Genomic DNA, 12,703 nt, shown 5'->3' with positions numbered 1-12,703 from the left:
GGTTTTTAATGGTACTGGCAGCGGGATATGCACCTGTAAGCCAGCCGCTCCCCGCAGCAACTCACGCAGCCCCTTTATCCCTTCACGCCATCGCCTCCCTCTATCACACCATCCAGATCCCGACTGTTCTGTCCCATCCCGCCCATAAAAAAACAGGCCCACCGAAGTGGGCCTGCTGTTATCTGTGTAGTCGGGACTATCGCGATAGAGGGCGCTACTCCCGTTCCTTCACATAGGGGGTGCCGAGCGCCTTCGGCGCCACCGCACGGCCGATAAAGCCGGCCAGCAGGAACACGGTCAGGATGTAGGGCAGTGCCTCGATGGCCTGCACCGGAATGGCGAAGCCGCCGATGCTGACCCCTTGCAGCCGGATGGCGACCGCATCGAGGAAGCCGAACAGCAGGCAGGCTGCCATGGCATTCCAGGGACGCCACTTGCCGAACACCAGCGCCGCCAGTGCCATAAAGCCCTTGCCCGCACTCATGTTGGGGATGAACTGGGCCGTCTGGGCGACCGCCAGATAGGTGCCACCGATACCGGCCAGCAGGCCGCCGATAAGGAGCGCGGTGTAGCGCATCCGCACCACAGAGATACCGGCGGTATCGACCGCTGCGGGCGCCTCACCCACCGCCCGCAGACGCAGACCGAAGCGGGTACGGAACATCACCCACCATGCCAGCGGCACGCAGGCGAACGCCACGTACTCCAGCAGGGAGTGGCCGCTCAGCAGCTCGCTGTAGAGCTGGCCGATCACCGGCACATCCCACAGCTCCTTGGCATAGGGCAGATCGATGGGGGCGAAACGGGCATCACCGGAGAGCGCCGGGGTCTGGCCACCCTGATCGAACCAGTAACGGCCCAGGGTCACGGTCAGACCGGCCGCCAGAATGTTGATGGCCATGCCGCTCACCACCTGATCACCGCGGTGGGTGATGGTGGCAAAGCCGTGCATCAGGGCAAACAGCACCGAGATGGCAACCCCGGCACCCAATCCCACCCAGGCGGAACCGGAGACCGCTGCCGCCGCACCACTGGCGAACGCCGCCGCCAGCAGTTTGCCTTCCAGCGCAATGTTGACCACCCCGGAGCGCTCGCAGAACATGCCGGCCATGGCAGCCAGAATGAGGGGCGGCGCGGTACGGATGGTGGCATCCAGCATCAGGATCAGAATTTCAAACATGATCAGGCCCCCTTGACTTGCGCAGAGCGGTTGGCAAACGCCAGATAGAGCTGCTCGATGCGCGGACGCATCATGTGCTCAAGGGCGCCACAGAACAGGATCACCAGACCCTGCAACACCACGACGATGTTGCGGTCGACACCGAACTCGAAGCTGAGCTCGGCGCCCCCCTGATAGAGGAAACCGAACAGCAGGCTGGCGATGATGACGCCGACCGGGTGGTTGCGCCCCATCAGCGCCACCGCGATACCGGTGAAGCCGAACCCTTCCACGAAGTTGAGCTTGATCTGGTGCAGCTCACCCTGCAGCACGTTGAGGGCGAAGAAGCCCGACAACATGCCGGAGATGACCATGGCCAGGATCACCACCTTGGGATAGGAGATACCGGCGTAAGCGGAGGCGCTTTGGCTGGCGCCGACCGAGCGGATCTCGTAGCCCCAGCGGGTGTGCCAGATAAAGACCCACACCAGCGCCGCACAAATCAGCGCCCAGAAGAAGCTGATATTGAGCGGGCTGTTCGGCATCTCGACGCCAAACAGGCTCGCCAGCCCGGTCATCTTGGGCAGCCAGCTCGCTTCGGCGAAGACCCGGCTCTCGGTCGCCATCGAACCGGGCGGCTTGAACACCTCCACCAGCAGATAGGCCATCAGCGAGGCGGCGATGAAGTTGAACATGATGGTGGTGATAACGATGTGGCTGCCGCGCTTGGCTTGCAGCCAGGCCGGAATAAAGGCCCACGCCGCACCGAACAGACCACCGGCAACGATGGAGAGCGGCAACAGCAGGGAGAACGGCAGCACATCGCCGAGGGTCAGACAGACCAGCCCCACCCCCAGACCACCGATATAGGCCTGACCTTCACCACCGATGTTGAACAGACCGGCGTGGAAGGCGACCGCTACCGACAGACCGGTGAAGATAAAGCCGGTTGCGTAGTAGAGGGTAAAGCCAAACCCTTCACCGGTGCCAAACGCGCCGTACCACATAATCTTGGCGGCATCGACCGGGTTGATCTCGAGGTAGTAGAACAGGATGGCCGACACCAGGAAGGCCAGCAGGATGTTGATCGCAGACACGACGCCCACGGAGACCCAGGCAGGAATACGTACTTGGCTCATCAGTGGGCCTCCTTGGCAACTTCATCCGGCACTATGTTGGCCATCATCAGGCCGATAGTGCGCTCGTCCGCTTTGGCGGCATCCAGCTCGCCGACGATGCGACCGTCGGCAATAACCAGAATGCGGTCAGAGAGACTCATGATCTCGTCCAGCTCTACCGAGACCAGCAGCACCGCCTTGCCCTTGTCGCGCATGGCGATGATCTGCTGGTGGATATACTCGATGGCACCGATGTCGACCCCACGGGTCGGCTGGCCGATCAACAGCACATCCGGGTCCTGCTCCACTTCACGGGCGATCACCAGCTTCTGCTGGTTGCCACCGGAGAAGTTGGCGGTCTTGTGGTCGGGATGGGGCGGGCGCACGTCCCACTTCTCCATCTTGGCCTGGCAATCCTGCAGGATCGCCTCCTTGTTCTGCAGCCACCCCTTGTTGTACTGCGGACGGCGGTGATAACCGAGGATAAAGGCCTCTTTCGCCTCGAAGCGGTTGATGAGCCCCATCTTGTGGCGATCTTCCGGCACATGACCGAGGCCGAAGTTGCGTACCATCTCGGGATCGGCTGCCTGCTCGGCGCTCACCTTGTGCACGCCGCTGCGGCTGCTGATGGTAAAGCCGCCCTTGCTCGGCTTGATGATGCCGCCAAGCAGGCTGAGCAGCTCGGACTGGCCGTTGCCGGAGACCCCGGCGATGCCAACCACTTCACCGGCGCGCACCTCGAAGCTGACCGATTTGACCCGCTCCACCTTGCTGGCGTCGAAGTAGCTGAGCCCCTCGACCTTCAGCTTGGCTTCGCCCGGCTGGGTCGGCCCCTTGTCGACCTTGAGGCGCACCTTGCGGCCCACCATCAGTTCGGCCAGCTGCTCCTTGTCGGTATCCTTGGTGGCAACGTGCGCCACCATCTCGCCGCGGCGCATGATGGAGACCTGATCCGTGATGGCCAGGATCTCGCGCAGCTTGTGAGTGATGAGGATGATGGTCGCCCCCTGATCCCGCAGCTTCTCCAGCACCTTGAACAGGTGATCCGCCTCTTGCGGGGTCAGTACCCCGGTCGGCTCGTCGAGGATCAGGATGCGGGCGCCGCGATAGAGCGCCTTGAGAATTTCGACCCGCTGTTGCAGGCCCACCGGCAGATCTTCCACCTTCTCGTGCAGCGGCACTTCGAGACCATAGTCCCGCGCCAGCTCGCCGAGCAGCTTCTCTGCCGACGCCACGCTCTGCTGAAGGTGCCAGCCATTTTCAGCGCCGAGGATGACGTTTTCCAAAACCGTAAAGTTGTTCACCAGCATGAAGTGCTGGTGCACCATGCCCACGCCTGCGGCAATCGCATCTTGTGAACCGTGGGGTTTGAAAGGATTCCCGTCGATGAACATCTCGCCTTTATCGGCATGGTAGAAGCCGTAAATGATGCTCATCAGGGTGGATTTACCGGCGCCGTTTTCGCCAACGATGCCGTGAATACTGCCTTTCCGAACCTTAAGGTCGATCAGCTTGTTGGCGTACACTTCGCCGAACCGCTTATCGATACCTCTTAATTCGATGGCATAGCGATCTGTCTGGTCCATGATGCAGCCCTGCGTTTCATGAAATAAGACTGTAAAAACCGGCCCGTGCGGGCCGGTCGGTGCGTTGAGAGTCGTAGCAGCAACTATCTAATTAGTATTTGCAGGTATTGTCGCTCATGTAGTCATGAACCTTGACCTTGCCTGAAATAATCTCGGCCTTGATGGCATCCACCTTGGCTTTCATCTCCGGAGTGATCAGCTTCTCGTTGTCCTTGTCGAGCGCCCAATCCACACCGCCTTCGGCCAGACCCAGGTTCTTGATCCCCGGTTTCCACTGGCCTTTGGCCGCGTCATCCCAGGTTTGGTAAGCAGCCAGACCCACAGACTTGACCATGGAGGTCAGCATGGTGCCCGGTTGCAGGTGGTTCTGGTTGGAGTCTACGCCGATGGCAAACTTGCCGCTGTCCTTGGCTGCCTGATAGACACCGATACCGGTACCGCCGGCTGCGGCGTAAACCACGTCAGCGCCCTTGGCGAACTGGGACTTGGCCAGCTCGGCACCTTTGGCCGGGTCAGCAAACGCGGCCGGGGTGGAGCCCGCCATGTTCTGGAACACTTCGATCTTCGGATTGACGTACTTGGCGCCCTGCTCGTAACCACACTCGAACTTGCGGATCAGCGGGATATCCATGCCGCCCACGAAACCGACCTTGCCGGTTTTGGAGGCGATGGCAGCCAGCGCGCCCACCAGGAAGGAACCTTCATGCTCCTTGAAGATGACGGACTGGACGTTCGGCTTGTCGACCACCATATCGATGATGGTGAACTGGGTTTTCGGGAATTCGGTCGCAACCTTCTCTACCGCAGAACCCATGTTGAAGCCGACCGCTACGATCGGGCCGTTGCCACGGCTGGCCAGACGACGCAGACCCTGCTCGCGCTGGGCTTCGTTCTGGGGCTCAAACTCTTTGACCTTTACCCCTTTGTCCTTGTTGTAAAGCTCGACGCCGTTACGGAACACGGCTTCGTTGAATGATTTGTCGTACTTGCCCGCGGTGTCATAGATCACGGCCGGCTCGGAAGCAGCCTGAGCAGAGAGAGCAGCGAGAGTGAGGGAGGCCACAGTGGCCAGTTTGAGCACTTTAGTCACGATCGTATCCTTGATTGTTATTAAGTGAGGGAACTTGCTTGCCCGCCGAAGCGGGTCATCTAGCACGCAGGGTTACTCTAAGTCAGCCCCGGTGCGGGTCAAGCAAATGATAAGGGAAAAACGTTTGCGTTAACGGTTTGAATTATAAGCAAATAACCTTATAAGCAGTTGTTTTTTAGCTACTTTTCAGTTGTTTATGCTGACAACTCAGAGACCCAAACGACATTTCTCTTATTGTTCAATTGGTTACTCTAAACCGTTTTCCCCGGTTGGGCATCCGCCCCACCCATCGCCCCGTGATCCGGCTCGCAAAATAACCGCGCGGCGCGCAATCCTGCCGCTGGCTACAGCTGGAAACCATCCCCTCTCCGCAACCATTTTGCCAACCAGAAACCGCCGCAGTCGCCCTGCCCGACTCCCCTCACCTGCCCGCCATGCGGAGTTTGCAGTTGGTCTGACGGGGGGATGGCCGTATAATCGCCGCCTGTATAAATAAACAGGAGTGGTGATGGACGTTTCAACCCTGCTCGACGGGCTCAACGACAAGCAAAGAGATGCCGTTGCGGCGCCCCGCAGCAACCTGCTGGTGCTGGCCGGTGCCGGTTCGGGCAAGACCCGGGTACTGGTGCACCGTATCGCCTGGCTGATGCAGGTGGAACGCTGTTCACCCTTCTCCATCATCGCGGTCACCTTTACCAACAAGGCGGCGGCCGAGATGCGCGGCCGGGTCGAAAAAGTGATCGGCGACGGCGTGCGCGGCATGTGGATCGGCACCTTCCACGGCATCGCCCACCGCCTGCTGCGGGCCCACCATCTGGATGCGGGCTTGCCGCAGGATTTCCAGATCCTCGACTCCGACGACCAGTACCGCCTCATCCGCCGGGTGCTCAAAGCGCTCAACCTCGACGAGAAGCACTGGGCCCCGCGCGCCGTGATGGGCTACATCAACGGCAAGAAGGATGAGGGCTTGCGCCCCGGCGACATCGACCTCTACGGCGATCCCGTCACCCGCACCTATCAGCAGATCTACAAGACCTATCAGGAGACCTGCGATCGCTCCGGTCTGGTGGACTTCGCCGAACTGCTGCTGCGCGCCCACGAGCTGTGGCTGAACAAGCCGCACATCCTCGAGCACTACCGCGACCGCTTCCAGAACATCCTGGTGGACGAGTTTCAGGATACCAACGGCATCCAGTACGCCTGGCTGCGGATGCTGGCGGGCAACAGCGGCAAGGTGATGATCGTCGGCGACGATGACCAGTCCATCTACGGCTGGCGCGGCGCCAAGATCGAGAACATCCAGCGCTTCCTGACCGACTATCAGGGCGCCGAGACCATCCGCCTCGAGCAGAACTACCGCTCTACCGCCAATATCCTCAAGGCCGCCAACTGCGTTATCGCCAACAACGCCGAGCGCCTTGGCAAGGAGCTGTGGACCGAAGGAGCCGAGGGTGAGCCGATCTCCCTCTACGCCGCCTTCAACGAGGTGGACGAAGCGCGCTTCGTGGTCGGCCGCCTCAAGGATTGGAAGGAAAAGGGCGGCCTCCTGGCCGACTGCGCCATCCTCTATCGCTCCAACGCCCAGTCGCGGGTGCTGGAAGAGGCACTGATGCAGGACGCCATGCCCTACCGTATCTACGGCGGCCTGCGCTTCTTCGAGCGGCAAGAGATCAAGGACGCCATGGCCTACCTGCGGCTTATCAACAACCGTGGCGACGACGCCAGCTTCGAGCGGGTGGTCAACACCCCGACCCGCGGCATCGGCGATCGCACCCTCGAGATCCTGCGCGGCAACGCCCGCGATCAGGGGCTCAACCTCTGGCAATCGGCCAAGGCCCTGCTCAACGACAAGGTGCTGACCGGTCGCGCCGGTAACGCGGTGCGCGGCTTTGTCGAGCTGATCGACGCGCTGGAGGAGCAGGTCGCCATGCTGCCGCTGCACCAGCAAGCGGATATCGCCATCCAGCACTCCGGCCTCAAGGCGATGTATCTGGCGGAAAAGGGCGAGAAATCCCAGGCGCGGGTAGAGAACCTGGACGAACTGGTCACCGCCTGCCGCCAGTACCAGCGCCCGGACGAGCTGGAGGACATGAGCGATCTCTCCGCCTTCCTCGCCCACGCGGCGCTGGAGTCCGGCGAGAATCAGGCCGACGAATATGCCGACGCGGTGCAGCTGATGACCTTGCACAGCGCCAAGGGCTTGGAGTTCCCGCTGGTGCTGCTGGTCGGCGTCGAAGAGGGGATGTTCCCCAGCCAGCAATCCACCGAGGAGTCGGGCCGGCTGGAAGAGGAGCGCCGCCTCTGTTACGTCGGCATGACCCGCGCCATGGAGAAGCTCTACATCTGTTATGCCGAGAGCCGCCGTATCTATGGCCGCGAGATGTTCCACAAGCCGAGCCGCTTTATCCGCGAAATGCCCGCCGAGTGTCTGGAGGAGATCCGGCTGCGCACCCAGGTCAGCCGCCCCACCCAGTACGGCCGCTTTAGCCAGAACGAGGTGCAGCAGAGCTTTGACGCCAGCGGCATCAAGCTCGGCCAGCGGGTGCTCCATCCTAAATTCGGGGAAGGGGTGGTACTCAACTTCGAAGGGGTCGGCCAGCAGAGCCGGGTGCAGATCCAGTTCGATGACGTCGGCGCCAAGTGGCTGGTGACGGCGTATGCCAGATTGGAAGCGCTTTGATTTTTCCCGTCTTTTGATACAACCAACCCGGCTTAGGCCGGGTTGGTTGTTTAGTCCTCCTCCTCCGCCCAAATACGCCCTAAGTTGATATTCAATATCCATTTTGTGAGCTATCGGCGCACTACATAGATTTTATAGCTTCATATAGAACTTATTTCTTAGTAAACTAAGTTATCAATAAGGTGCGTTTCTAGCTTGAGGGTTCAGTTAAAAATGGGCGAGATGATTAGTATTGAAGATGCTGATTTTGACATGATGAAACAAAAAGCTGTATCACTACTGAATGACATTTCATGTCGAGTACCTTGGAGCATTTTTTCAAAACTCTTACTTGAAGACGCCATGATCAAGGCGAGAGGCTTCGAAAGACTCTCAAAAAAATTATTAGATTTGAATAATAGCCTAGTTAATAGAATCTTGCTGGGACGATTTCTTGCATTATCTAGCGTACTAATTGAACATTATCTCTCTGGGGAAAAATCCCTCAGACTATTTAAAGTCCACGACTCTCTAGATACGGCGAAGTTTAAAGCGACCCTAGACTCAATAAGACCAGACCAAAAGTACAAAGGCATACTATTAATTAACAAAGATGACTTTGTTGCTAGCCCTACCCTTGTATACAAAAAAGTAGATGGCCTTGGGTACTATTTTGGTTTTGCATCAAATCGTCGTGTAAAATTAAAACAGAAAATCCCATCAGATGCTCTTACAGAAGAGTACTCAAAGGGTGTTCCTTTGGGCTCAGAAATGTATATTATCAAAATGGAAGAGAAATTCTGTTTTGATGTTATATTTATACCATTGGGTATGGACAGAATTGAGTTTAGAATCGATACAACTGAGGGATTAACACCAGAATACAGATCTTTGGCATACTCTCAATTAAGCTCACTATTTTTCTCTGAATGTAGAAAACATGGTTTTGAAGTAACCGGTAGCCTAATAGACTTCTATCCCGCCATCAGAAAGGTTTTAGAAATCCCAGTTGGTGATGGTCGAGTTGTGGAGCTTAAGTTCACCACCGATGAAGGTGCAATGAAACACCATAAAAACAGACGTGGTAACAAATGCATTCTCAGAGATAAGTACCATCTAGCCGGAGCAGAGGTGATAAAAGATCAATTCGATCCATATTATATTTCTCGAGTATGGACTAATCCCACAACTGGTACTGAACCTGAATTAGTATTGCCTGGATCGATGAGATCTAATAGTGCTTATGGGGCAACTATTTTAGATGAGGCAATTATCACAAAAACACTAAATGAGGATGATTATAGATTTATAGTGATGAAACTTTTAGATATAATGATCCATTAACAACCGCCGAACATAAAGGGCTATTGGTATGAAGGTGGCAGATAAAAACTATATCATGGAATATGCTAAAATCTGGCATAATAAGCCTATGCATATGTCTGCTGCTTACAAAATACTTGTCCATCTGGTTGAACAACCATTATATAATTTACAACACTTAAGTTTTTCTTCAATAAAAAGAATCACTAATTCAGAGTTAAATGACTACGATATCATGTCCATCACAATGTCAATAGCTCTTGTTTCTGGACTACTAGAGATAAAGCATGAACTAATTGATGGTGATGATCAAATTGACATCGATGCAGAAGAAATAAAATCAGCCGAACAATCTGGCTACTTAGTTCATCCTGTTACCGGAAGGGAAATTCACGACTACAAATCTCATGTTTTCATTTATTTTGAATATAGCAGCATGCTATATGCTATGAAAGAGAGTGACTCTAGCGGAAGTGTGGAGGCCCTATCATGAATTGTAATATATCCCTGCAAGACATTGATAGAATGGCACAACATCCACAATATCAAAGCATGATATTTGAGTGGCAGTACAAAGTCATGGGAATCGAGCAGAGCTACTCTGATTTTGCAGATAGGATAGAATCCGAAATTGAAAGCATAGTTCTGGATATTGAGTCTAATAGGCCATATTACACAGAGAGTGAAGAAGACCAAATATCTTCCCACATTGTAAGTATGCTTAAACAAAAGTGTATTGATGCTACTCATGGTAGTTTTTATGCTGGTTCTACAGACATTTTAGTAAAACATGGCAGCTGTCAGTGGATCGGCGAGGCAAAATGGCACAGAAGCGATGACAATATTCTAGAAGGGATGAGGCAACTATCTACAAGATATAGCAGTGGGTCTGATAAATGCTGTCGAGGGGGGCTGATAATCTACAATAACACCTCCAACGTAAATGAAAAGATAACGCGCCTGAAAAAACACTGGGAAAACAATGGTGCTAATGAGTACGTAAACATGAAAGTACTAACGTGTCTTAAATCTTCCAGCTCATTTCTGACCACGCATGTACACTGCTCTTCTGGTCTTTCATATCTAGTGAGACATCGCTGGATATCCCTTCATCATGACCCGCAAGATAAAAGTGCCAAAGCCAAGAAAAATAGAGAGCCGTAGGTTCGATTAGCGAAGCGTAATCGGACGATCGCGTAAGACGTTCGCGTAATCGAACGCTTACAACGGAACAACCCTTTAGGGGTTTACTCCAATCCCCCCAACACTCCATCCACCGACCCGCACCAATCCGGCGGATAGATGCCGCTCGCCACGTAACGATGGAAGGTGGAATACGGCCAATCGACCACCCTCGTGACATGACCATGTTTGAGCGGGTTGATATGGACGTAATCCATATGGTGACGGTAATCCTGCTCATCCCGGATCAGGTGTTCCCAATAATGGCGTTGCCAGATGCCCCGCTCCCCGTGACGTAACCGCGTCTGGCTGCGGCGCTCGTTTACCGGCAAGGCGCGGGAAAAGTGACTTTTGATCAGCCGCCAACGCAGGGGGAAATCGGTATCCCCCTCCGGCAATGAGAGAATGCAGTGGAGATGGTCGGGCAACACCACCCATGCGTGAATGGCGAAGGGGTGAGCCTGTTGCACCTTGGCAACGCTGTGGCGCAGCAGGTCGATCTGCTCCACCAGCAGCCGGTTGTTGCGCCGCTCCAGCAGGTTGACCGTAAAGAACCAGGTTCCTCCGGGCCACCATGCCCGCCGCCAGTTGGCCATCCCTTTCCCCTCATCGAGACCGAAAAGCCAAGCATAGCCTTGCCTCACTTCGATCTGCTTGCAGGCGTGATGGTGCGGATGTTCCATTACGAGATTGTTCGATTACGCGATCGTCCGATTACGCTTCGCTAATCGAACCTACATGGCAACTCAAACCGGCTTGAAGCATTGCAATAGAAAGGTGGGTAAAACAGAAAGGGAAACTTAGAAACCCGGCCGCCAGATGGGGCGCGGCGGCCGGGTGAATTGTAAAGAGTAGGGTGACAGGGAAAGGGATCAGCCTAGTCTAATCAACTCGATGGGGGCGTAGCGCTCACCGGAGTTTGCCAGCAGCACGCACTTCTCATGCTCCGCCTGATAGGGGGTCATATTGTCGGTGTGGGCCTCTTTCAGAAAATCGACTGCGCCAGTGGCGGCAATCATGACGCGCTGACCCAGGTTCAGCACATTGCGGTTACGGTCATAGATCTTCATTTCATTCTCCTTTTCTTGTGTCCTGGCGGATGCGCAGGCGTCTGTCCAGGACAACGGCATTCAGCCTACGCCCCTGAAAAAAGGTGATTTATGTCACAGATCAAAAAAGGGGCGATAAGGGACTCATAGGTTCAAAAAGCGAGCATGGCCGCTTGGCCAGTGGTTGTCGCGCGAAGTAGCGCTACCCTGCCCTTTTCATCGTGGCAGGCTCGAACCCGGCAGCGGTTGGGGTATATTGGTGGCCGATTAGCCAGTCTCATTCACCGTGGCCGCGCACGCGGGCCGCTGTTTCAACAAGATGGAGAGTGCTCATGAATCGCGATATCACCACCCAGTTCATCAAGATGCTGACCAATCTGGATCACTGTCTGGCCAAGGCCGAGGCCCACGCCGCGGCGAAGCAGTTCAACGTGGACAACTTCTTCGGCGATCGGCTGATCGTCGATATGCTGCCGCTGTCCAAGCAGGTGCTGATCTGCTGCGATTCGGCCCGCGCCGTGGTCGCCACCGCCAGCCACAGCGAGCTGCCGACCATGGGCGATGACCCCAAGACCATGGCGGATCTACGCGCCCATATCGGCAAGACCATCAGCTATCTGCAAGGCAAGCTGGACGCGGACTACAGCCAGTACGCCAGCGGTCGTTACGTGCCCCACTGGGCGGGCGGCAAGGGGATGGATGGCCATACCTGCGTCCATGAGTACGGCATTCCCAACTTCTACTTCCACCTCACCATGGCCTACGCCCTGCTGCGCCGCGCCGGGGTCGATCTCGGCAAGCGCGACTATCTGGGCGGGCTCAACCTGCAATAAGCGCCGCTCGCCACAAGCGGCAAACAGATAGCAAAAGCCTGCCACGCGGCAGGCTTTTTTATATCGGGTGGTGCAGGGCTGGTGCGCAGAAGAGCTCTGCCCTAGAAGGGGACGTTGCTCTCGCGCAGCTTGTCGGGCAGGCCGTCGTGATCCCCCAGCTCGCGCTCGGGCACGTCATCCCAGTGCAGCTTGCCGAGGGTGATATTGCGCTCGGGGTGCACGGCGTAGTGGATGCGGTTGTCCTCCCGATCGGTATCGCCGATGCAGAGCAGCCGGACAGTCTCTTCGGTGTTGTTGATAAAGGCGTGGGCCAGCCCGTCACCGGCCTTGAAGCCCACCGAGTCGCCCGGTTGCAGCCGATAGAGGACGCCATCGAGCCAGACATCCGGCGTCCCTTCCAGCACGTGAACAAACTCGTCCTCGGTCTTCTCGGCATGGGGCCAGCTGGTGCGATGGCCGGGCTCGACGATCTCGTGGTGAATGCCGATGCGGCTAAAGCCGAAGTGTTTGCCGAGGGCGCAGCCGCGAGAAAGGGGCTCCTGACTGCCGGAGTAGTAGCGCGGCGTCTGCTCTTGCAGCTCGCTCCAGTGTTTGATGCAGGGGTGGCGATTCATAGCGGTTCCTTTTCCATGAGGATGCAGTCACGGGAAGGGTCATCCTGACTGTCAGAATGCGGGGAGAAAAGCAGAAATTTTCTGGTCAGA

Annotated in this window: 12 protein-coding genes; 5 read left to right on the top strand and 7 right to left on the bottom strand. The window is 56.3% G+C overall.

What is annotated here, in order from left to right; translation table 11 throughout:
- Nucleotides 1-214 precede the first annotated feature (214 nt).
- The 4 genes from G5137_RS10225 to G5137_RS10210 form a co-directional block, all read right to left on the bottom strand.
- Nucleotides 215-1,180, bottom strand: a complete 966-nt coding sequence (locus G5137_RS10225) for an ABC transporter permease (RefSeq protein WP_421255341.1) — start codon at nucleotides 1,178-1,180, stop codon at nucleotides 215-217.
- A 2-nt stretch (nucleotides 1,181-1,182) separates the two neighbouring features.
- The gene (locus tag G5137_RS10220) at nucleotides 1,183-2,298 is read right to left on the bottom strand and encodes an ABC transporter permease (RefSeq protein ID WP_421248347.1); all 1,116 of its coding nucleotides are present in this window, start codon (nucleotides 2,296-2,298) and stop codon (nucleotides 1,183-1,185) included.
- Nucleotides 2,298-3,863 carry an ABC transporter ATP-binding protein gene (locus G5137_RS10215; RefSeq protein WP_049046807.1) on the bottom strand — a complete coding sequence of 522 codons (1,566 nt, stop codon included), beginning with the start codon at nucleotides 3,861-3,863 and terminating at the stop codon, nucleotides 2,298-2,300. Before G5137_RS10215 ends, G5137_RS10220 begins: the two co-directional genes overlap by 1 nt.
- A gap of 91 nt (nucleotides 3,864-3,954) precedes the next feature.
- Nucleotides 3,955-4,953: a BMP family lipoprotein gene (locus G5137_RS10210; protein ID WP_033115676.1), complete on the bottom strand. Its 999-nt coding sequence runs from the start codon at nucleotides 4,951-4,953 to the stop codon at nucleotides 3,955-3,957.
- A gap of 508 nt (nucleotides 4,954-5,461) precedes the next feature.
- On the opposite strand from G5137_RS10210, the gene uvrD reads away from it, so the two are divergent.
- The 4 genes from uvrD to G5137_RS10190 all read left to right on the top strand — a co-directional run bounded on the left by uvrD (nucleotide 5,462) and on the right by G5137_RS10190 (nucleotide 10,099).
- Nucleotides 5,462-7,633 (top strand): DNA helicase II, encoded by a 2,172-nt coding sequence (uvrD, locus tag G5137_RS10205; protein WP_421248346.1) that lies wholly within the window; start codon nucleotides 5,462-5,464, stop codon nucleotides 7,631-7,633.
- A 213-nt stretch (nucleotides 7,634-7,846) separates the two neighbouring features.
- Entirely contained in the window at nucleotides 7,847-8,956 is a 1,110-nt protein-coding gene (locus G5137_RS10200; protein WP_421255340.1) for a hypothetical protein, read from the top strand.
- A gap of 28 nt (nucleotides 8,957-8,984) precedes the next feature.
- Entirely contained in the window at nucleotides 8,985-9,428 is a 444-nt protein-coding gene (locus G5137_RS10195; protein ID WP_421255339.1) for a hypothetical protein, read from the top strand.
- A complete protein-coding gene (locus G5137_RS10190; RefSeq protein WP_421255338.1) occupies nucleotides 9,425-10,099 on the top strand; it encodes a hypothetical protein in 675 nt (224 codons plus the stop codon). Before G5137_RS10195 ends, G5137_RS10190 begins: the two co-directional genes overlap by 4 nt.
- 83 nt (nucleotides 10,100-10,182) lie before the next feature.
- Here G5137_RS10190 and G5137_RS10185 read toward each other — a convergent pair whose 3' ends face one another.
- Nucleotides 10,183-10,713 carry an REP-associated tyrosine transposase gene (locus G5137_RS10185; RefSeq protein ID WP_421255361.1) on the bottom strand — a complete coding sequence of 177 codons (531 nt, stop codon included), beginning with the start codon at nucleotides 10,711-10,713 and terminating at the stop codon, nucleotides 10,183-10,185.
- Nucleotides 10,714-10,989: 276 nt separating this feature from the next.
- Nucleotides 10,990-11,187 (bottom strand): putative selenium delivery protein YdfZ, encoded by a 198-nt coding sequence (gene ydfZ, locus G5137_RS10180; protein WP_005342516.1) that lies wholly within the window; start codon nucleotides 11,185-11,187, stop codon nucleotides 10,990-10,992.
- 311 nt (nucleotides 11,188-11,498) lie between these two features.
- Here ydfZ and G5137_RS10175 point away from each other — a divergent pair, with 311 nt between their 5' ends.
- Nucleotides 11,499-11,999, top strand: coding sequence for a DUF1993 domain-containing protein (locus tag G5137_RS10175; protein ID WP_421255337.1), 501 nt, complete (start codon nucleotides 11,499-11,501; stop codon nucleotides 11,997-11,999).
- A 101-nt stretch (nucleotides 12,000-12,100) separates the two neighbouring features.
- On the opposite strand, the gene G5137_RS10170 is transcribed toward G5137_RS10175, so the two are convergent.
- Nucleotides 12,101-12,613, bottom strand: a complete 513-nt coding sequence (locus G5137_RS10170) for a cupin domain-containing protein (RefSeq protein ID WP_421255336.1) — start codon at nucleotides 12,611-12,613, stop codon at nucleotides 12,101-12,103.
- Nucleotides 12,614-12,703 lie beyond the last annotated feature (90 nt).

This window comes from Aeromonas sp. 600282 (assembly GCF_049175755.1).
Classification (GTDB): domain Bacteria; phylum Pseudomonadota; class Gammaproteobacteria; order Enterobacterales; family Aeromonadaceae; genus Aeromonas; species Aeromonas veronii_A.
Note: the sequence above shows the minus strand (reverse complement) of the source record. Positions and strands in the feature narration are given on the sequence as shown.

Bases quoted from the DNA above. Each gene is read 5' to 3' on its own strand.
- G5137_RS10200 (WP_421255340.1), top strand. From the start codon at position 7,847: ATGGGCGAGATGATTAGTATTGAAGATGCTGATTTTGACATGATGAAA.
- G5137_RS10185 (WP_421255361.1), bottom strand. From the start codon at position 10,713: ATGGCCAACTGGCGGCGGGCATGGTGGCCCGGAGGAACCTGGTTCTTT.
- G5137_RS10225 (WP_421255341.1), bottom strand. From the start codon at position 1,180: ATGTTTGAAATTCTGATCCTGATGCTGGATGCCACCATCCGTACCGCG.
- G5137_RS10190 (WP_421255338.1), top strand. From the start codon at position 9,425: ATGAATTGTAATATATCCCTGCAAGACATTGATAGAATGGCACAACAT.
- G5137_RS10175 (WP_421255337.1), top strand. From the start codon at position 11,499: ATGAATCGCGATATCACCACCCAGTTCATCAAGATGCTGACCAATCTG.
- G5137_RS10220 (WP_421248347.1), bottom strand. From the start codon at position 2,298: ATGAGCCAAGTACGTATTCCTGCCTGGGTCTCCGTGGGCGTCGTGTCT.
- uvrD (WP_421248346.1), top strand. From the start codon at position 5,462: ATGGACGTTTCAACCCTGCTCGACGGGCTCAACGACAAGCAAAGAGAT.
- G5137_RS10170 (WP_421255336.1), bottom strand. From the start codon at position 12,613: ATGAATCGCCACCCCTGCATCAAACACTGGAGCGAGCTGCAAGAGCAG.
- G5137_RS10195 (WP_421255339.1), top strand. From the start codon at position 8,985: ATGAAGGTGGCAGATAAAAACTATATCATGGAATATGCTAAAATCTGG.
- G5137_RS10215 (WP_049046807.1), bottom strand. From the start codon at position 3,863: ATGGACCAGACAGATCGCTATGCCATCGAATTAAGAGGTATCGATAAG.
- ydfZ (WP_005342516.1), bottom strand. From the start codon at position 11,187: ATGAAGATCTATGACCGTAACCGCAATGTGCTGAACCTGGGTCAGCGC.